This is a genomic window from Streptomyces sp. NPDC127129 (assembly GCF_042671585.1).
GTDB lineage: Bacteria > Actinomycetota > Actinomycetes > Streptomycetales > Streptomycetaceae > Streptomyces.
In genome coordinates this window covers 128,855-149,451 of record NZ_JBHXTV010000013.1, presented here as the reverse complement: position 1 = coordinate 149,451, position 20,597 = coordinate 128,855, and the positions used below count along the sequence as shown (strand labels likewise).

At 70.6% G+C, this 20,597-nt stretch carries 13 protein-coding genes; 10 read left to right on the top strand and 3 right to left on the bottom strand.

Annotated features, from left to right (window positions below; genetic code table 11):
• The first annotated feature begins 75 nt into the window (after positions 1-75).
• From ACFVGW_RS24780 to ACFVGW_RS24760, 5 genes are all read left to right on the top strand, one after another.
• Entirely contained in the window at positions 76-1,191 is a 1,116-nt protein-coding gene (locus ACFVGW_RS24780) for a substrate-binding domain-containing protein (RefSeq protein ID WP_352186950.1), read from the top strand.
• A 191-nt stretch (positions 1,192-1,382) separates the two neighbouring features.
• On the top strand, positions 1,383-2,177 hold the full coding sequence (locus ACFVGW_RS24775) for an ATP-binding cassette domain-containing protein (protein WP_352186949.1): 795 nt from the start codon (positions 1,383-1,385) through the stop codon (positions 2,175-2,177).
• A complete protein-coding gene (locus ACFVGW_RS24770; protein WP_383227639.1) occupies positions 2,174-3,469 on the top strand; it encodes a sugar ABC transporter permease in 1,296 nt (431 codons plus the stop codon). The genes ACFVGW_RS24775 and ACFVGW_RS24770 overlap by 4 nt, the downstream gene beginning before the upstream one ends.
• 210 nt (positions 3,470-3,679) lie before the next feature.
• Positions 3,680-5,599 (top strand): 1-deoxy-D-xylulose-5-phosphate synthase, encoded by a 1,920-nt coding sequence (dxs, locus tag ACFVGW_RS24765; protein ID WP_383227637.1) that lies wholly within the window; start codon positions 3,680-3,682, stop codon positions 5,597-5,599.
• A gap of 148 nt (positions 5,600-5,747) precedes the next feature.
• Positions 5,748-7,265 carry an amino acid permease gene (locus ACFVGW_RS24760; protein WP_385853512.1) on the top strand — a complete coding sequence of 506 codons (1,518 nt, stop codon included), beginning with the start codon at positions 5,748-5,750 and terminating at the stop codon, positions 7,263-7,265.
• A gap of 91 nt (positions 7,266-7,356) precedes the next feature.
• On the opposite strand, the gene ACFVGW_RS24755 is transcribed toward ACFVGW_RS24760, so the two are convergent.
• Positions 7,357-8,448, bottom strand: coding sequence for an LCP family protein (locus tag ACFVGW_RS24755; RefSeq protein WP_385853511.1), 1,092 nt, complete (start codon positions 8,446-8,448; stop codon positions 7,357-7,359).
• A gap of 304 nt (positions 8,449-8,752) precedes the next feature.
• Here ACFVGW_RS24755 and ACFVGW_RS24750 point away from each other — a divergent pair, with 304 nt between their 5' ends.
• From ACFVGW_RS24750 to ACFVGW_RS24730, 5 genes are all read left to right on the top strand, one after another.
• Positions 8,753-9,763 (top strand): hypothetical protein, encoded by a 1,011-nt coding sequence (locus ACFVGW_RS24750; RefSeq protein WP_383288756.1) that lies wholly within the window; start codon positions 8,753-8,755, stop codon positions 9,761-9,763.
• 422 nt (positions 9,764-10,185) lie between these two features.
• Positions 10,186-11,868, top strand: coding sequence for a stealth family protein (locus tag ACFVGW_RS24745; protein WP_385853510.1), 1,683 nt, complete (start codon positions 10,186-10,188; stop codon positions 11,866-11,868).
• Positions 11,865-12,812: a hypothetical protein gene (locus tag ACFVGW_RS24740; protein WP_385853509.1), complete on the top strand. Its 948-nt coding sequence runs from the start codon at positions 11,865-11,867 to the stop codon at positions 12,810-12,812. Before ACFVGW_RS24745 ends, ACFVGW_RS24740 begins: the two co-directional genes overlap by 4 nt.
• A gap of 8 nt (positions 12,813-12,820) precedes the next feature.
• Entirely contained in the window at positions 12,821-15,694 is a 2,874-nt protein-coding gene (locus tag ACFVGW_RS24735) for a stealth conserved region 3 domain-containing protein (protein WP_385853508.1), read from the top strand.
• Between the two features lie 107 nt (positions 15,695-15,801).
• Positions 15,802-16,887 carry a hypothetical protein gene (locus ACFVGW_RS24730; protein ID WP_385853507.1) on the top strand — a complete coding sequence of 362 codons (1,086 nt, stop codon included), beginning with the start codon at positions 15,802-15,804 and terminating at the stop codon, positions 16,885-16,887.
• A gap of 97 nt (positions 16,888-16,984) precedes the next feature.
• Here ACFVGW_RS24730 and ACFVGW_RS24725 read toward each other — a convergent pair whose 3' ends face one another.
• Entirely contained in the window at positions 16,985-19,114 is a 2,130-nt protein-coding gene (locus tag ACFVGW_RS24725) for a 3-hydroxyacyl-CoA dehydrogenase NAD-binding domain-containing protein (RefSeq protein WP_385853506.1), read from the bottom strand.
• Positions 19,111-20,325: a thiolase family protein gene (locus ACFVGW_RS24720; RefSeq protein ID WP_383227617.1), complete on the bottom strand. Its 1,215-nt coding sequence runs from the start codon at positions 20,323-20,325 to the stop codon at positions 19,111-19,113. Before ACFVGW_RS24720 ends, ACFVGW_RS24725 begins: the two co-directional genes overlap by 4 nt.
• Positions 20,326-20,597: the final 272 nt, after the last annotated feature.

Here is a 20,597-nt window from a genome sequence, read left to right as displayed (position 1 = left end):
GGCGACCCGGCGGCCGAGTTGACTTCCAGCCACCTCGGCCGCAAAGTCGCGGCCTCGTCAGGGAGGCACACCCACATGAACGCAGTGACGCGACGCGTCGTCATAGGCACGGCCGCGGTTTCCATGGCCCTCTCCCTCGCCGCCTGTGGCAAGGCGGGCGACAGCGGCTCGGGCTCGGACGGCAGCACCGGTGGGAAGGGCGGCGACGGCAAGACCATCGGTCTGCTGCTGCCGGAGAACAAGACCACGCGTTACGAGACCTTCGACCGCCCGATCATCGAGGCGAAGATCAAGGCCCTCTGCTCGGACTGCGAGGTCAAGTACAACAACGCCGCGCAGGACACCGAGACGCAGAAGAAGCAGTTCGACGCGCTGGTCACGCAGGGCGTGAAGGTCATCATCCTGGACTCGGTCGACTACAAGGCCACCAAGTCCTGGGTCCAGCAGGCCAAGGAGCAGGGCGTCGCGGTCGTCGCGTACGACCGTCTGGCCGAGGGCCCGATCTCCGCGTACGTCAGCTACGACAACGAGAAGATCGGCCGCCTGCAGGGCGAGGGCCTGGTCAAGGCGCTCGGCGACAAGGCCAAGGACGCCAACGTTGTCATGATCAACGGCTCGCCGACCGACCCGAACGCCCCGCTCTTCAAGAAGGGCGCCCACAGCGTCCTCGACTCGGCCGTCAAGAAGGTCGTCTACGAGCAGGACATCCCGGACTGGTCCCCCGACGAGGCCAACAAGAAGATGGGTGCCGCCATCGACTCGCTGGGCAAGGACGGCTTCCAGGGCGTCTACTCGGCCAACGACGGCATGGCCGGCGGCATCATCACCGCCCTCTCCAAGCAGGGCATCAAGGTCCCGGTCGGCGGCCAGGACGCCGAGCTCGCCGGTCTGCAGCGCATCCTGAAGGGCGACCAGGCCTTCACGATCTACAAGCAGATCAAGCCCGAGGCCGAGACCACCGCCGAGATCGCCGTCCGCCTGCTCAAGGGCGAGAAGATCGACGACCTGGTTCCCACCAAGGTCACCAGCCTCACCGGTGAGTTCAAGGACATCCCGGCGAAGCTGTACGACGCGCAGGTCGTGACCAAGGAGAACATCGGCTCCACGATCGTCGCCGACGGCGTCTACGAGGCCGCGGCCATCTGCGCCGGCGAGTACAAGGCGGCCTGCGACGCGGCGGGCATCAAGTAACACCCCGCTGCCGGAACGGCCTTCGGAGCCACCACCTCCTCCGAACGGCCCCCCGGTCCGGTCCGGCGCCCCCCGCCCCGTTCAACGCCCCGCAAGCGGGGGCGGGGGCGCCGGACTCCTCTGACAGCCCCTCACAGCCCCCCTCTGTGCTCTCTCGCACCACCATCCCCGCCGGTCAGGCGGCGAAGGAGATGATTCACGTGTCCGCTACGCCCGTGCTGGCGTTGCGCGGAATCTCCAAGCGGTTCGGCGCCGTCCAGGTGCTCACCGACGTAGAACTGGAGATCCACGCCGGTGAGGTCGTCGCCCTGGTCGGCGACAACGGCGCCGGCAAGTCGACCCTCGTCAAGACGATCTCGGGTGTCCACCCGATCGACGAGGGCGTCATCGAGTGGGACGGCCGCCCCGTCCAGATCACCAAGCCGCATGACGCCCAGAACCTCGGGGTCGCCACCGTCTACCAGGACCTGGCGCTCTGCGACAACCTCGACGTCGTCGCCAACCTCTTCCTCGGCAACGAGCTGAGCTCCGGATCCGTCCTCGACGAGATCGCCATGGAGAAGCGCGCCAAGGAGCTCCTCGACACCCTGTCCATCCGGATCCCGAGCGTGCGCATCCCGGTCGCGGCGCTCTCCGGCGGTCAGCGCCAGGTCGTGGCCATCGCCCGCGCCCTGATCGGCGACCCGAAGATCGTCATCCTGGACGAGCCCACTGCCGCCCTCGGCGTCGAGCAGACCGCACAGGTGCTCGACCTCGTGGAGCGGCTGCGCGAGCGCGGCCACGGAGTCATCCTCATCAGCCACAACATGGCCGACGTCCGCGCCGTCGCGGACCGCGTCGCGGTCCTGCGCCTGGGCCGCAACAACGGTGACTTCCCCGTCGCCGAGACCAGCCACGAGACGATCATCGCGGCCATCACGGGCGCCACGGACAACGCCGTGACCCGTCGCCAGGCGCGCCAGGCCACGAAGGAGGACGCGAAGTGAGCGACCTCGCCAAGACCCCCCAGCCCCGTTCCCCCGAGGCCCCGGCGGCCACCGCCGCCCCGATCCCCGCCGTCGACCCGCGTCTGCTGGTCCGCGAGCAGGGGCTCAAGGGCTACTGGACCGAGTTCAACCGCAAGATCCGGGGCGGCGAGCTCGGCTCCCTGCCCGTGGTCCTCGGCCTGATCGTCATCGCGATCGTCTTCCAGGTCCAGAACGAGAACTTCCTCTCCGCGAGCTCGGTCGCCAACATCGCGGTGTACGCCTCCGGCCTCGGCATCATGGCCGTCGGCATCGTCTTCGTCCTCATCCTGGGCGAGATCGACCTGTCGATGGGCTCGGTCGCCGGCGTCGGCGCCGCCGTGTGGGCGGTGCTCAACGTCACCAACGGCATGAACGACCTGCTGGCCGTCGCCGTCGCGGTCCTCTCCGGCCTCGCCATCGGCCTGCTGCACGGCTTCTTCTTCGCCAAGATCGGCGTCCCGGCCTTCGTGGTCACCCTCGCCGGCTTCCTCGGCTGGAGCGGTCTGCAGATCTGGCTGATGGGCAAGGAGGGCTCGATCAACGCCCCCTCCGGCTCGATCGTGGAGAACCTCACCGCGTACTACTTCGAGGACAAGGCCGCCGCGTACGGCCTGGCCCTCGTCGCGGTCCTCGCCTACGCAGGCTCCCTGCTCCTCGACCGCAAGCGCCGCAAGACCGCCGCCCTGCCGTCCCGCCCGGTCAGCGAGATCGTGCTGCGCACGGCCGTCGTCGCCGTCCTCTGCTTCGTCGTCGCCTACGTCCTGAACGAGCCCGAGGGCGCCCGCGGCCTGCCGCTCGCCCTGGTCCTCTTCCTGGCCGTCCTCGTGATCGCCGACTTCGTCGCCCGCCGCACCCGGTTCGGCCGCAAGGTCTTCGCGGTCGGCGGCAGCGCCGAGGCCGCCCGCCGGGCCGGCATCAACGTCGACCGGATCCGGATCATCGTCTTCGGTGTCTCCGGCATGCTCGCCGCCTTCGGCGGCCTCTTCGTGGCCAGCCTCTCGGGCGGCGCCACCAAGAGCCTCGGCAGCGGCAACACCCTGATGCTCGTCATCGCGGCGGCCGTGATCGGCGGCACCAGCCTCTTCGGAGGCCGCGGCAAGGTCTGGTCGGCACTCCTTGGAATGATCGTGATCCAGTCGATCCAGCAGGGCCTGAACATGATCGGCATGGCCAACGAGATCCAGTACATGATCACCGGCGCGGTACTCCTCGCCGCCGTCGTGATCGACTCGGTCTCGCGTCGTACGCAGAAGACCGCGGGCCGCGCGTAACGTTTCGGCGTTACCAAGCCCACAGTGTCCGGCGCCGGAGAACCGGTGCCGGACACTGCTGCGTCTGGCCCTGTGCACCGCCCGTAGGCTCAGCGGTGTGTCGGCCATCAGCGTGACGCACAACCCGCCGCCCGATGACCAAGGCCGGGGGCGGAACATTAGACTCGACAAATCGGCAAGCTCGACCAGCTCAATGGCAAGGAGGCACGGGTGGCATTGCTGACCCGTATCAGGGGACCGCGCGATCTGGACCGGCTCTCCCCGGAACAGCTGGACCAGCTGGCCGAGGAGATCCGGACGTTTCTCGTGGACGCCGTCTCCAAGACCGGCGGCCACCTCGGCCCGAACCTCGGCGTGGTCGAGCTGACCATCGCCCTGCACCGAGTCTTCGACTCCCCGAAGGACAAGGTCCTCTTCGACACCGGCCACCAGAGCTACGTCCACAAGCTGCTCACCGGCCGTCAGGACTTCTCGAAGCTGAAGATGAAGGGCGGCCTGTCCGGCTACCCCTCGCAGGCCGAGTCCGAGCACGACGTGATCGAGAACTCGCACGCCTCCACGGTCCTCGGCTGGGCCGACGGCCTGGCCAAGGCCAACGAGGTCCTGAAGAAGGACGACCATGTCGTCGCCGTCATCGGTGACGGAGCCCTCACCGGCGGCATGGCCTGGGAGGCGCTGAACAACATCGCCGCCGCCAAGGACCGCCCGCTCGTCATCGTCGTGAACGACAACGAGCGCTCGTACGCGCCCACGATCGGCGGCCTCGCGAACCACCTGGCCACGCTCCGTACGACCGACGGCTACGAGCGCTTCCTCGCCCGCGGCAAGGACATCCTGGAGCGCACCCCCGTCGTCGGGAAGCCGCTCTACGAGACGCTGCACGGCGCCAAGAAGGGCCTGAAGGACTTCATCGCCCCGCAGGGCATGTTCGAGGACCTCGGCCTGAAGTACGTCGGCCCCATCGACGGCCACGACATCGAGGCGCTGGAGTCCGCCCTGACGCGCGCCAAGCGCTTCGGCGGCCCGGTCATCGTCCACTGCCTCACCGAGAAGGGCCGCGGCTACCAGCCCGCGCTCCAGGACGAGGCCGACCGCTTCCACGCCGTCGGCAAGATCCACCCCGACACCGGTCTGCCGATCGCCTCCTCCGGCGCCGACTGGACCGGCGTCTTCGCCCAGGAGATGGTCGAGCTCGGCAAGGAGCGCGAGGACATCGTCGCGATCACCGCGGCCATGCTCCAGCCCGTCGGCCTCGACAAGTTCGCCAAGGCCTTCCCCGAGCGGGTGTACGACGTCGGCATCGCCGAGCAGCACGGCGCGGTCTCCGCGGCCGGCCTCGCCACCGGCGGCCTCCACCCCGTCTTCGCGGTCTACGCGACCTTCCTCAACCGCGCCTTCGACCAGGTCCTCATGGATGTGGCCCTGCACAAGTGCGGTGTCACGTTCGTCCTGGACCGGGCCGGCATCACCGGCACCGATGGCGCCTCCCACAACGGCATGTGGGACATGTCGATCCTCCAGGTCGTCCCCGGTCTGCGGCTCGCCGCGCCGCGCGACGCCGACCAGGTCCGCGCCCAGCTGCGCGAGGCCGTCGACGTCACCGACGCGCCGACCGTCGTCCGCTTCTCCAAGGGCGCCGTCGGCCCCGCCGTACCGGCCCTGCGCCGTGTCGGCGGCATGGACGTGCTCCGTGAGCCGGGCACGAACACGCCCGACGTCCTCCTGGTCTCCGTGGGGGCGCTCGCGCCGATGTGCCTGGAGATCGCCGGCCTGCTCGACAAGCAGGGCATCTCCACGACCGTCGTCGACCCCCGCTGGGTCAAGCCGGTCGACGAGGCGCTCGCCCCGCTCGCCGAGCAGCACCGGGTCGTCGTCACCGTCGAGGACAACAGCCGGGTGGGCGGTGTCGGCTCGGCCGTCTCGCAGGCCCTGCGCGACGCGGGCGTGGACGTACCGCTGCGCGACTTCGGCATCCCGCCGCGCTTCCTCGACCACGCCTCCCGCGCCGAGGTGATGGCCGAGATCGGTCTGACGGCCCCGGACATCGCCCGTCAGGTCACCGGCCTCGTCTCGCGTCTGGACGGCAGGTTCGAGGAGAGCGGCCGAGCCGTGGAGCCCGCCCGCGACTGACGCCGTGACACCGTCGACATTGGGCCGGTCGGACCACCCTGCGGGGTTGCCGACCGGCCCATTCGTGTGAAACCTGTTGCTTCGACAGGCGCTACCCCTTCGGGGTCTCGATCATGGGTATCGGGACCGACGGTACGGAGGTACGACGGTGAGTACGGACCAGCAACCACCACGAGCGAGTTCCGGGATCTTCCGGACGAAAACGGTCGAGCAGTCGATCCGGGACACCGAAGAGCCCGAGCACGCGCTCAAGAAATCGCTCTCCGCCTGGGACCTGATGGTCTTCGGCGTGGGCGTCATCATCGGCACCGGCATCTTCGTGCTCACCGGCAAGGTGGCCAAGGAGAACGCCGGCCCCGCCACAGCCCTGGCCTTCGTCGCCGCGGGCATCGTCTGCGCGCTCGCGGCCCTGTGCTACGCCGAGTTCGCCTCGACGGTCCCCGTCGCCGGATCGGCGTACACCTTCGCGTACGCCTCGATCGGCGAACTCCCGGCCTGGATCATCGGCTGGGACCTCGTCCTGGAGTTCGCGCTCGGCACGGCCGTCGTCGCGGTGGGCTGGTCCGGCTACGTACGGTCCCTGATGGACAACGTGGACTGGCATCTACCGGCCGCGCTGGAAGGGCCCGACGCAGCGGGCGGCACCTTCGACATCCTGGCCTTCCTGCTGGTCCTGGTGCTGACGGTGGTCCTCGTCCTCGGCATGAAGCTCTCCGCCCGCATCACCGCGCTCGTCGTGGCCATCAAGGTCACGGTCGTCATGATCGTGATCATCGCGGGTCTCTTCTTCATCGTCGGTGACAACTACGACCCGTTCATTCCCCCCGCGGTCACCCCTGAGGGCGGCGCCTCCGCCTGGGACGCCCCGCTGGTCCAGACGATCTTCGGATACGAAGCCACCAACTTCGGCGTCATGGGCATCTTCACCGCCGCCTCCGTCGTCTTCTTCGCCTTCATCGGCTTCGACGTGGTCGCCACCGCCGCCGAGGAGACCAAGCTTCCGCAGCGCGACATGCCGCGCGGCATCCTGGGCTCGCTGCTCATCTGCACCGTGCTCTACGTCGCCGTGGCCCTGGTCGTGACCGGCATGCAGCACTACACGGAACTCTCCGTCAGCGCTCCCCTCGCCGACGCCTTCAAGGCCGTCGGACACCCGTTCTACGCCGGTGTGATCAGCTTCGGCGCCGCCGTCGGTCTCACGACCGTCTGCCTGATCCTCCTGCTCGGCCAGACCCGGGTGTTCTTCGCGATGAGCCGCGACGGACTGCTGCCGCGCTTCTTCTCCGTCACGCACCCGCGGTTCCGGACCCCGTACCGCCCGACGATCCTGCTCGGCGTCGTCATCGCGATCGTGGCCGGCTTCACCAGCATCAACGAGCTGGCGACCCTGGTGAACATCGGCACGCTCTTCGCCTTCGTCGTCGTCGCCGTCGGTGTGATGGTGCTCCGCCGCACGCGCCCCGACCTGCACCGCGCCTTCCGTACGCCGTGGGTGCCGTTCCTGCCCATCCTCTCCATCGCCGCCTCGGTCTGGCTCATGCTCAACCTGCCGGGCGAGACCTGGTTCCGCTTCGCGGTCTGGATGGTCATCGGCATCGTCGTGTACTTCCTGTACGGCCGCTCCCACAGCCGCCTGGGCAAGGCGGGGCAGGCCGCGGAGTACTGACCCGCTCCACCGCGTGCCATGACGGCGGAAGGGGTGCGAACCGGCGCGAGACCGGTCCGCACCCCTTCCGTGCGTCATGCGTGCCGTTCCGTCAGCCGCCGGTGGCGGGGGACTTCTTCGCCGAATCCGGGATCCGGGTGTCCTCGCGGATCGCCTTCCAGAGCCGGGAGGCGTTGGGCTCGTACGCGACCACCCGGTTCGGGTCCTTCTTGTCGTACGCGACCGGCAGCATGATGGTCTCCATGCTGCTCGGGTCGACGCCGTTCAGGGACCGGGCGAACTCGCTGAGCGCGGTGAGCGAGGCGAGCCCGGAGTCGGTGGTCAGCGCCTTGGTCGCCGAGTCGGCGACCTCGTAGGTCTTGGTGGGGCTGCTCAGCAGATCCTGCTTGCGGACCTCGGTGAGCAGCGCGGTGAGGAACTTCTGCTGGTTGCCGATGCGGCCGAGGTCGCTGCCGTCGCCGACGCCGTACCGGGTCCGCACGAAGGCCAGGGACTGCGTGCCGTCGAGCCGCTGGGGGCCTGCGGCGAGATCGAGGCCCGCCGCGCCGTCCTTGATGGGCTCGTCGATGTCGACGGTGACGCCGCCGATGGCGTCGACCAGGTCCTTGAAGCCGGCGAAGTCGATCTCCAGGTAGTGGTCGAGCCGTACGCCGCTCATCTTCTCGACGGTCTTCATCACACACGCCGGCCCGTACTGCGCGAACACGGAGTTGAACATCACGCGCTGCGCGGCGGGCGCGGTGCCGCCTCCGGACTTCTGGCACTCGGGCCGGGTGACGAGGGTGTCGCGGGGGATGCTGACCGCGACCGCCTGGGTGCGGCCCTCCGGGATGTGGACCACCAGGGCGGTGTCCGAGCGGGCGCCGCTCACCTTCCCGCCGTCCAGGTCCGCGTTGTCGCCGGCGCGCGAGTCGGAGCCGAGGACCAGCAGGTTCTGTCCGGTGGTCGGCAGCTTCTGCGGGCGGTCGTCGCCGAGCGCCTTGTCGACGTCGACGGCCTTGATGTTGCCGTCGAGGCTGCTGTACATCCAGTACGCGGTGCCGCCCGCGGCGAGCACGAGAACGAGCAGCACCAGCAGGACGATCCGCCCGGTCCTGCGCTTACGCCGGGGTGCCTTGCGGGAGCGGCCGGCGGGGGACCCCTCGTCGGTTCCGGCATCCGGCGTACGTATGTCCTGACTCATCGCGCGTGCATCCTCGAATTCTGAACCCGCTGCGGGTTACGGCGACCCGGCACCCCCCCGGGGCATCAGGATCCGCTGACGTCCTGTGAAGCGTGAAGTATAAGCGGCTGTGTGCACATGTGTTCGCGCGGTGTTCGAGGAACGGTCACCCCGCCGCCACATATGATGCGACGGTCATAGGGTCGGAAACGGGGAGTCACAGGTGTCACGGAGAGCCGCGCGTGCCGGTGGGGCTTCCCCCCGCACCACCTTCGGAGCACCGGAGGCACCCCGGGCGGAGCGCGCCGTAGCAGGTCAGTGGCTCGTGCGCGGCAGGGACGGCCGGCTGACGGCGTACGCGCAGAGTGCCGGGGTGCTGTTGCGCTGGACCGAGGTCCGGCCCGGCGGCCCCGAGTGGACCGGCCCCGAGGTGTTCGAGTTTCCCGGGGTGGTCCGGCTCTCCGCGGCGCAGGGCGCCGACGGCTACGTCCACATCATGGGCCGCCGAACGGTGGAGCGGGAGGACGGCGCCGCCGTCGTCGACCTCGTGCGCGCCGTCCAGTACCAGAGCGGCCGCCCGCTCGGGCCCCTGCACTCCGCCGGCAGTCCGTACCGCGACCCGGAGCGGTCCGCGCGCCTCGGCGAACCGGCCGCGGTCGTCGGAGAGTCGGGTGCGCTCTGGCTCTTCGTCCGCAACGCGGGCGGGGGAGTGTCGGCGCGCACCGACGGCGCCGCCGGCGGGTGGAAGCCGTGGCGGGACCTCAAGGGCTCCGGTGTCCGGGGCGATCTCGCGCCGGCGGTGGACGCGGCCGGACGGGTCGAACTCCTCGCGCCGGCGCGGGCCGGGGTGCTGCACTGGGGCCGGTCGGAGGAGGGCGGCGAACCGCGCCGCGCGCAGGACCTGCCCATCGCGCCCGCCGAGGGCAGCCTCACCGCGCTGGAGACCTCGCCGGACCGGATGACGTATTACTGGGCCGACGCGGCCACCGGCTCGCTCATGGCCCACCGCCTCGGCGGCTGGGTGATCCCCCTCGGCGGAGTGCCCTCCACCGGGCGGCCCGCGGCGCTGTGCGCGCCGATCGACGGCTATGGCTGCACGGTCCTCGCGCACCGGGCCGAGGACGGGCAGATCATGCTGGCCGCCTGCGGCTCCGAGCAGGAGGAGTCCGGGCTCTGGTGGTCGCCCACCGGTGAGTCGAGCCCGGGCGATCCGGCGCTCGCCCTCGACGCCCGTGGACGGATCGTGCTGGCCGTCGTCGGAGCCGACGGGGCGCTGCACATCTCCCGCCAGAAGGCCGAGGGCGGCCTCGCGATGGGCCGCGCCGTCCGCGTCTGAACGCCGTCCGGCACCGCTGTGGGCCCTACCACATAGCGCACTCAGCCAGATCCTGGCTTGATTTCAGGTGAATAACAGGCGACGTCAACCCTTGGTTCTGGATGGACAAAGGGTAAGTAAATTGTGAAGATGTACGAGTCATCGAACTGTTGTCCCGCTTGCTGGGTTGCGGCTGCTCGATGGGGGGGTTTCACGGACTCGCCGGCCACCGGCGGGCGCGTCCTTGAACGAGCAGGGTCGAGGTCCGCTCCGGTGGATCGCGGCCAACCGACGACGGCGAGTTGGGAGCGTGCAGAACCACGGTGGCGAGCCTCAAGAACCCTGAGGCCAGTGCCCTTGTCTCGACGTACCGTTCGCTGCTGCCCGTCCGGGCGCGACGACGGATCGTCCGGCGGATTCCCCGTCCGATGCGGCAGGGCGTCATGGGAGCACTGGCGACCTTCGACGCCACCCGCTCGGCGGTCGTCGTCCGGGCCCTCGGCGGCCGGCCGAACAAGGCACGGCACAGCACCCGCGCCCTCCTCCGCGTCGTCAAGGTGAACGGCCGGCACATGCGTGCCGTCGAGGTCCCCGGCATCACCGAATGGGCGGCCCGCGCCCGCAACCTGCATCTCCTCGTCGGGCTCCTGGAGGAGTCGGACGTCCCCTACTTCTGCGTCCGCGGCACCGCGAAGGACCTGCCCTGCGTGGCGGTCCCGGCCAGGCTGCGCGACGAGGTCGAGGAGATCCTCCGGTTCGGCTTCGGCCAGAACCCCGGCTACGCCGGCGACGCCACAGGCCGTCACATGCGCTCCGGCATCGAGCCGTCCACCTGGCGCAGACTGCGTTCGGCCACCGTCGTCCGGCTCGCGTGGAACGTCTGCGACCCGACGGCCAACCTCGTCTTCGGCGCCGAGTCCGGTTGCGACCTGGAGTTCTGGCGCGAGGAGGACGGCAGGCTCGTCGCACCCCGTCCCAACAGCGTGGTGACCGAGGTCCCGGCGGACCACGAGGCGAGCTGGGCCGAGCAGAAGCTCTTCAGCGCCGTCCCCGCCCCGTACCACACGGGACACGCCCGGACGCTCCCCGAGTTCATGGCGCCGCTCCCCGGCGACCACCCCTTCCCGGTCGACGTCGTCTACACCTGGGTCGACGACTCCGACCCGGTCTGGCGCGAGAGCAAGGAGGCCGCGCGCCGGCTGCTCGTCGCCGACTCCGACGAGGAGCCGCACGAGCAGGCCGCCAACGACGCGCGCTTCACCAGCCGCGACGAGCTGCGCTACTCGCTGCGCTCGATCCACCAGAACGCCCCGTGGGTGCGGAACATCTTCCTCGTCACGGCGGGGCAGGTGCCGGGCTGGCTGCACGACGCGCACCCCGGGCTGCGCGTCGTGGACCACCGCGAGATCTTCTCCGACCCCACGGCCCTGCCCACCTTCAACTCGCACGCCATCGAGAGCCAGTTGCACCGTATCGCCGACCTGTCGGAGCACTTCCTCTACCTCAACGACGACGTGTTCTTCGGCCGGCCGGTCTCCCTGGGGTCCTTCTTCCACCCCAACGGGCTGACCAAGTTCTTCATGTCGAAGGCGCTGATCCCCTCCGGCCGGCCCAGCCCCGAGGACCTCCCGGTCAACGCGGCGGGCAAGAACAGCCGGGGCCTGATCGCCCAGCAGTTCGGCGTCGTCATCTCGCAGAAGATGAAGCACACCCCGCACGCGCTGCGCCGGAGCGTGCTCGCCGAGATCGAGCAGACCTACGAGCGGGCGCACCACACCACCCAGCACTCGCGCTTCCGCTCCCCGCAGGACGTGCCCATCGCCTCGTCCCTGCACCACTACTACGCCTACCACTCGGCGCGCGCCACCGTGGGCGACCTGCGCTACCAGTACATCGACATCGGGGACCGGATGGCCCAGCAACGCCTCGACAGGCTCCTCGCCCGACGGGACTTCGACACCTTCTGCATCAACGACACCGTCGTCCCGGAGGACCGGGACGCACAGGCACGGATGGTCCAGCGCTTCCTCGACGGCTACTTCCCCGTCCCGAGCCCCTACGAGCGGCCGGACGACGCCGGGACGCCCCCCGCCGGCCGGCTCGCCGAACTGGAGCGTGCGCTGTGATCGGTGCCGTACGACGACGTCTCGGCAGGCTGCGCCGCGCCGTCATCGCGCTGGTCGTGCGGTGGCGCGCCTGGTGGATGCAGCACGCCTTCCTGCCGCTGCGCGGCCGCAGGGCCGCCCGGCTGCGCTACGCCGCCGTGCTCGACGGACAGACCCTCAACCTCCACGCCGAACTGCCCCGAGCGGTCCGCGGGGCGGAGCACGCCGAGATCGTCGTGAGCGGCCGGCGCCGCCGGCACGTGACCGAGGCACGGGTGTACGAGGACGGGCAGGGCCGCACGCTGGTCGACGCGGCGGTGCTGCTCGGCGCCGGCGTGGGCGGCGCCGGCCTCACCCCCGGCCGGTGGCGGCTCCGGCTGCGCGTCGAATCGGGCCGCCGCTCGCGGCGCATCCCGCTGCTCCTCCTCGAGGCGCCGCACTCCTACGAGGGCACCACCCGCCCCATGGAGGCCTCGCCGCTCACCGGCGACCGGTACCGGCTCGGTTGGACGGCGACCGGCAGCGCCCGCATCCGCTGCACCCCGGCCCGGCCCTCCGTGGAGGTCGTCGACGTCCACATCGAGCACGCCCGCATCGACGTCGACATACGCCTGCTCGGCATGGCCGACGCGCGCGGCTGGAGCGAGTTCGTCGCCTCCGGACGCCGTGTCCGCAGCGACCTCGCCGAGGTCGAGCCGGGTGTCTGGCGCGTCGAGGTGCCGCTCACCGACATGGTCCCCCGCTCCGACCGTCGCGAGCACTGGGACGTCGTGCTCTGCGGCGGGAGCCGCCGTCCGCTGCGCTTCGCGCGCCGGCTGCACGACCTCAGCGACCCCCAGCGGGTCTTCACCATGCGCAAGATCGTGGTCGCTCCGCGGCGTGACCAGCTGATGATGATCGAACCGCGGTACACGCCGGCAGGCAACCTGCGGTTCACCTGCAGCCGTGTGTCCACGGCCGCGTAAGGACGTACATGAAGGTCACCTTTCTCCTCAACGCCGCCGACACGATGGGCGACGCCGAACGCGGCGTCTTCCACCAGGCGTCCGAGCTCGCGGTACGCCACGAGGTGGGCGTCCTCAGCGTGTTCAAGGCCCGCCGCCGGAGGTTCACGCCCCCCGACGAGCGGGTCGCGGTCCGGTTCCTGATCGAGGCGGCGGGCCCGCGGCAGACGGCGACCCGCCGCGGCGGCCCCGACCCGGCCTCCGCCGCCGCGCTCGCCGCGCTGCCCAGCGAGATCGTCGAGCGCCGGTGGGACGACACCTTCAACCGGCTCTCCGACATCGAGACCGAACTCGCCCTGCGCTCCCTCGACACGGACGTCCTTGTGACCACCTCGCCCGCGCTCATGGCGCTCGCCGCGCGGTACGCCCCCGACTCCCTCCTCCTGGTCCACCAGGAGCAGCGCGTCTCGGAGCTCGGCGGGCCCGAGGGCGAGCCGCTGCTGCGCCACACCCCGAGGTTCGACGCCGTCACCTTCCCGAGCCCTCGCTCGTACGAGTGGTTCGCCGAGAGCTTCGGCGCCGGAGCGCCGCGGCTCGCGGTCATCCCGCCGGTCCTCGGCGGCGGGTTCAGGCCCCGCTCCACGCTGGAGACCAGGATCGTGACCCTCGCCGCCCGGCTCGAGGAGCGGGCCGGGGTCGCCCAGGCGCTCAACGCCTGGGCGCTGGTGGGTCCGTACCACCCGACCTGGACCCTGCGCATCCTCGGCGACGGCCCGCTCTCCGGTGCCCTGCGCAAGCGCCGGGACCAGCTCGGCCTGCACAACACCGTCCAGCTCGTCGGCGAGGCCACGCACCCGGCCGAGGAGTGGGCCAAGGCGAGCGTCGCCCTCGCCACGGCCCGCGAGGACGCCGTGGGCCTCTCGCTGATGGAGGCGCAGACCGCGGGTGTCCCGGTCGTCGCCTACGACTGCCCCAACGCGCCCCGCGACGTGGTGATGGACGGCCACACCGGTCTCCTGGTCACCCCGGACGACACCGAGTCCCTCGCGAACACCCTGATGAGCGTGATGGAGGACGCCTCGCTCCGCCACGGCCTCGGGGCGAACGCCGCCGGGTACGCCGACCGCTTCCGGTCCACCGAGTCCACCGCCCGCTGGGAGGAGCTCCTGGCCGCCCTCGCGGCCGACCGCGCCACCGACCGCGCGCAGGCCCGGGCCGCCCGGATGACCGCCCAGGCCGTGTACGGCGACTCCGAAGGCGTGGCCAGGGCGGCCGCGGCGGCCCCGCCGAGCACCGCGCGGACCCGCAAGCTCCGCGACGCCGAGGAGCACCTCCTCAAGCAGGACGCCGGACTGGTCAGGGACGGCGGCCAGGTGTGCCGGGTCGTCGACTCCGAGACGCCCTTCGACGTCGCCCACGCCAACCTGGGGCTCGTGGCCGACGCCCTGGAGGCCGCCCGCATCCCGTACTTCGTGGTCCGGGACTCCAAGGTGCGCGCCTCCGTCGCGGTCCACTCCGACCACCGCGAGGCCGTCTTCAAGGCCCTCGCCGACACCCACCGGACGAGCGCGGTCTACGTGGCGCTGCTCAACGACGCCGACGCCGAGACCGTGACCACGCTGGCCTCGCTCTGCACCACGTACCTGCGGACCGAGTGCACCGGCCTGCGGGTCTACGGGAGCGCGGTCGCCGCCACCGGCACGCTGCGCATCGGTGCGACGTACGGCTGCGTCGTCTCCTTCTGGGACGACGACCCGGAGGACGACCGCTACTACGTCTCCCCGCGCCGCACCCTGATCGGGGTCCGGGTGCCCAAGGGAACCATGCGCCAGGCACGGACGAGGGTCGCCGACCGCGAACTGCCCACCATCGAGCCGTACGCGGCCACCCTCCACCACGACATCCCCTTCCCCATCGACGCCGTGTACACCTGGGTCGACGGCGCCGACGTGGCCTGGCTGGAGCGGAAGAACGCCGTCCTCGACTCGATGGGCCTGGTCACCGAGGACGCGGCGACGAGCGCGGCGCGGTTCCGCAACCGCGACGAGCTGCGCTACTCGCTGCGCTCCATCGACATGTACACGCCCTGGATCCGGAACATCTACCTGGTCACCGACCGGCAGGTCCCGGCCTGGCTGGACACCTCCCACCCGCGCGTACGGGTGGTCGACCACACGGAGATCTTCGGCGGCCAGGGAGCCCTCCCGACGTACAACTCGCACGCCATCGAGAGCCGGCTGCACCACATCGAGGGCCTCTCCGAGCACTTCCTCTACTTCAACGACGACGTGTTCGCCGCCCGCCCCCTCCAGCCGGGCCTGTTCTATCTGAGCAACGGCCAGGCGAAGCACTTCACGTCGTCCAACGCCATCCCGATGGGGCCGGTCATGGAGGGCGACGAGTTCAGCCGGATCGCCGCGAAGAACAACCGGGAGCTGATCGCCGGCATGTTCGGCCGCACCCTGGTCAACTCCTTCATCCACGCGCCGCACCCCCTGCGCCGCAGTGTGATGGCCGACCTGGAGGCGTACTTCCCCGACGCGATGGCGCGGACCGCGCACAACCAACTGCGCAGTCCGAGCGACGTCTCCGCGGCCTCCTCGCTGCACCACTACTTCGGCTACTACACCTCGCGGAGCGTGCCCGGAAAGATCTCCTGCGGCTTCGTCAACGTGGGTCTGAGCGAGCAGGTGAAGAAGCTCAACCGGCTCCTCGCCACCCGGTCGAACGACGTGTTCTGCCTCAACGACTTCCACGACGGGGACGTCTCCGAGGACGAGCAGGACGCCACGCTGGCCGCCTTCCTGCCCAGCTACTTCCCGATCGCCAGCCAGTTCGAGACCGGTTCGCCCCGTAACCGTCGGTTCCACACCGGACAGCTGCCGGGCGCGACGACGGCGTAGCCCGCGGCGGCGTCAGGCACTCCCGGCACCCACTAAAGTCGACGAACAGCAGTCCGAGCGGACCTGCCCATTCCGATGCTGACCTGTCGACCGGAGCGCTGGACCCCATGGCATATCGATCCGAGGACCCGACCCGCCGTCCGAAGGGGCCGTTCAGCGTCCCGACACTGAACGGGGGCTGGCTCACCCGTGGCACGGAGGGACGCTTCAGCGCGTACCTGCTCAGGGACGGCGAGGTGGTGCGCTGGACGGAGGGCACCGACGGCCGGTGGAGCGACGCGGTCTCCCTCGGCGGCGGCGGACTCCTGCCGGTGCTCGCGGTCGGACAGGGCGCCGACCGCTATGTCCACCTTGTGGGGCTGCGCCCCGTCCCCGACACCGAGGACCACGTGGAGCTGGTGCACACCACCCAGTTCCAGACGGGGCGCCCGGCCGTGGAGTGGCGCTCGATCCAGCACTCCAACGGCAAGAGCTTCAAGCAGACCGGCAACCCGAGCATCGCGGTGGACGCCGAGGGGCGCGCGTACGTCTTCACCCGCAACGGCGGCGGCGGACTCAGCGTCCGGGCCCAGAAGCAGGGCGGCGGGTGGCACCCCTGGTGGGACCTGATGGGCAGCGGCACCGACCCCTCGCCCGTCGCCGTCACCAACGGCGAGGGCCTCGTCGAGCTGTACACCGCCACCGCCAAGGGACTGCTGCGGTACGTCCAGGAGGAGTCCGGCGGCAAGCCGGTGCGGCAGGACGTGGTGCCCGCCGCGGTGACCCTCGGCACGCTGGCCGCGGTGACCGGGCCCTCGGGGCACGTCACCCTCTTCTACCTCGACAAGGACGGGCACGTCTGCGTCTGGTCCCCGGGACGCTCGCCCGAGACGACGCCGTTCGTCGATGCCGTGGGAGCGGGACCGCTCGCGGCCGCCTCCTGCCGGATCGACGGCTTCGACTGCACCGTCCTCGCCCAGCAGTCCGCCGACGGGCGGCTCGCGCTCGCCGCGTACCCCGCCGAGCAGGAGACGGCCGGCGCCAAGTGGACGGAGACCGGCGCCCCGCAGGGCCCGCTCGCGACCACCCTCACCCGGGCCCTGGACGGAGGTCTCGTGGCCATGACGGTGACCGACGGACCGGTGCTGCTCACCATGCGCCAGAAGACGGCGACCGACGGCTTCCAGCTGGGCGCCTGGCACTCGGTGGTCTGAGCACCGCCTCCCCGACCGCGCCGGGACGGCGAACGGCCCCGGTACCAGAGGACTGGTACCGGGGCCGTGTCGCGCGGCCGCTCCCGCGGCCCGCGGGTTACGCCGGGATGCTTGCGACGCCCTGCGCGAGGAACGGCTTGCCGTTCACCCGCTGCGAGACACCCTCACGGTCCAGGTACGGCGTGATGCCGCCCAGGTGGAAGGGCCAGCCGGCGCCCGTGATCAGGCAGAGGTCGATGTCCTGCGCCTCGGCGACGACACCCTCCTCCAGCATCAGGCCGATCTCCTGCGCCACCGCGTCCAGGACGCGGTCGCGGACCTGCTCCTCGGTCAGGACGACATCGCCCTGCTGGAGGAGTGCGGCGACCTCGGGGTCCAGCTCCGGCTTGCCGGAGTCGTAGACGTAGAAGCCGCGCTTGCCGGCCTTGACCACGGCCGCCAGGTTCGGGGAGACGGTGAAGCGCTCCGGGAAGGCGCGGTTCAGGGTCTCGGAGACGTGCAGACCGATGGCCGGGCCGACGAGCTCCAGGAGGACCAGCGGGGACATCGGCAGACCGAGCGGCTCGATGGCCTTCTCCGCGGTCTCGACCGAGGTGCCCTCGTCGATGACGTTCTGGATCTCGCCCATGAAGCGGGTCAGGATGCGGTTCACGACGAACGCCGGGGCGTCCTTGGTGAGGACCGCGGTCTTCTTCAGCTTCTTCGCGACACCGAACGCCGTGGCGAGGGAGGCGTCGTCGGTCTTCTCGCCGCGGACGATCTCCAGGAGCGGGAGGATCGCGACCGGGTTGAAGAAGTGGAAACCGACCACGCGCTCCGGGTGCTGGAGCTTGGAGGCCATCTCCGAGACCGACAGCGAGGAGGTGTTGGTGGCGAGGATCGCGTGCGCCGGAGCGACCGCCTCGACCTCCGCGAACACCTTCTGCTTGACGCTCATCTCCTCGAACACGGCCTCGATGATGAAGTCCGCGTCCGCGAAGCCCTCGGCCTTGTCCAGGACACCGGAGACCAGGCCCTTGAGACGGTTGGCCTTGTCCTGGTTGATCCGGCCCTTGCCGAGCAGCTTCTCGATCTCGGCGTGGACGTAGCCCACACCCTTGTCGACGCGCTCCTGGTCGATGTCGGTCAGGACGACCGGCACCTCCAGGCGGCGGAGGAAGAGCAGCGCGAGCTGGGAGGCCATCAGACCGGCGCCGACGACACCGACCTTGGTGACCGGGCGGGCCAGCGACTTGTCCGGGGCACCCGCCGGGCGCTTGGCGCGCTTCTGCACCAGGTTGAAGGCGTAGATGCCGGAGCGGAGCTCGCCGCCCATGATCAGGTCGGCCAGCGCCTGGTCCTCGGCGTCGAAACCGGCCTGCAGGTCGCCGTCCTTGGAGGCGGCGATGATGTCCAGGGCGCGGTAGGCGGCCGGGGCCGCGCCGTGCACCTTGGAGTCGGCGATGAACCGGCCCTTGGCGACGGCCTGGTCCCAGCCCTCACCGCGGTCGATCTCCGGACGCTCCACCGTGACCGAGCCGTTCAGGACCGAGGCGGTCCAGATCAGCGACTGCTCCAGGAAGTCAGCGCCCTCGAAGATCGCGTCGGCGATGCCGAGCTCGAAGACCTGCTTGCCCTTGAGCTGACGGTTCTGGTTCAGCGAGTTCTCGATGATGACCGAGACGGCCTTCTCCGCGCCGATCAGGTTCGGCAGGATCGTGCAGCCGCCCCAGCCGGGAACCAGACCGAGGAAGACCTCGGGCAGCGAGAAGGCGGGCAGCGCCTTGGAGACGGTGCGGTAGGTGCAGTGCAGACCGACCTCGACACCGCCGCCCATCGCCGCGCCGTTGTAGTACGCGAAGGTCGGCACGGCCAGCGCGGACAGACGCTTGAAGACGTCGTGGCCGCCCTTGCCGATGGCCAGCGCGTCCGAGTGCTGCTTGAGCAGCTCGACGCCCTTGAGGTCGGCGCCCACCGCGAAGATGAACGGCTTGCCGGTGATGCCGACGCCGACGATGTCACCGGCCGTGGCCTCGGCCTCGACCTGGTCGATCGCGGTGTTGAGGTTGGCCAGCGACTGCGGACCGAAGGTGGTCGGCTTGGTGTGGTCGAAGCCGTTGTCCAGCGTGATCAGCGCGAACCGGCCCGCACCCGCGGGCAGTTCGAAGTGCCGTACGTGGGCGCTGGTGACGACCTCGTCCGGGAACAGCTCGGCCGCACCCTTCAGAAGCTCGGCGGTGGTGCTCACTTGCCCTCCCAGTGGGGGTTCTCCCAGATGACGGTGGCGCCCATGCCGAAGCCGACGCACATCGTGTTGAGGCCGTAACGGACCTGCGGGTTCTCCTCGAACTGGCGGGCCAGCTGCGTCATGAGGCGGACGCCGGAGGAGGCGAGCGGGTGACCGTAGGCGATGGCACCGCCGTACTGGTTGACCCGGGCGTCGTCGTCGGCGATGCCGTAGTGCTCGAGGAAGGCCAGGACCTGGACGGCGAAGGCCTCGTTGACCTCGAAGAGGCCGATGTCCTCGATGGACAGACCCGCCTGGGCGAGCGCCTTCTCGGTGGCCGGGATCGGGCCGTAGCCCATGACCTCGGGCTCGACGCCGGCGAAGGCGTACGAGACGAGGCGCATCTTCACCGGGAGGCCGTTCTCGCGGGCGAAGTCCTCGGAGGCGATGATCGAGGCGGTGGCGCCGTCGTTGAGACCGGCCGCGTTACCGGCGGTGACGTTGCCGTGGACGCGGAACGGCGTCTTCAGGTTGGCCAGCGACTCCAGGGTGGTGCCCGGGCGCATCGGCTCGTCGGCGGTGACCAGGCCCCAGCCGGTCTCGCCGGCCTCGGCGTTGGTGCGGCGGACCGAGATCGGCACCAGGTCCTGCTGGATCTTGCCGTCGGCGTACGCCTTGGCGGCCTTCTCCTGCGAGCGCACCGCGTACTCGTCGGCGCGCTGCTTGGTGATGCTCGGGTAGCGGTCGTGCAGGTTCTCGGCGGTCATGCCCATGAACAGGGCGGACTCGTCGACCAGCTTCTCGCTGACGAAGCGCGGGTTCGGGTCGACGCCCTCGCCCATGGGGTGACGGCCCATGTGCTCGACGCCACCGGCGATGACGGCGTCGTACGCGCCGAAGGCGATGGAGCCGGCGACCGAGGTGACGGCGGTGAGGGCACCGGCGCACATGCGGTCGATGGAGTAGCCCGGGACGGACTGCGGCAGCCCGGCGAGGATGCCGGCGGTGCGGCCGAGGGTCAGACCCTGGTCACCGATCTGCGTGGTGGCGGCGATGGCGACCTCGTCGATCTTCGCGGGGTCGAGGCCGGGGTTGCGGCGCAGCAGCTCCCGGATGGCCTTCACGACGAGATCGTCGGCGCGGGTCTCGTGGTAGATGCCCTTCGGGCCCGCCTTGCCGAACGGGGTGCGGACGCCGTCGACGAAGACGACGTCCCTGACGGTACGAGGCACGATGGCTCTCCTCCAGGGTGCGGGATGGCACTGCTGCGGCACGCGGCTAAGCGCGCGCTTGCTCCCCCCATGCTACTTGCGGGTAACCGGGCTGCCCAGCCCCGGGGGCCGGAGCGGCGAAGGTCACACTCGGCCCGGCGCGCAGGGGTACGTCTGTGCGCCCCGCGCACGCCCGTCCGATCGGAGTGCCGCAGCTACCCGATCGGGTCGACGGCCCGGCCGGCACGGTCACGTCGGCCACGTCGGACGCCGGTCCGGGCCGACGCTGGTCA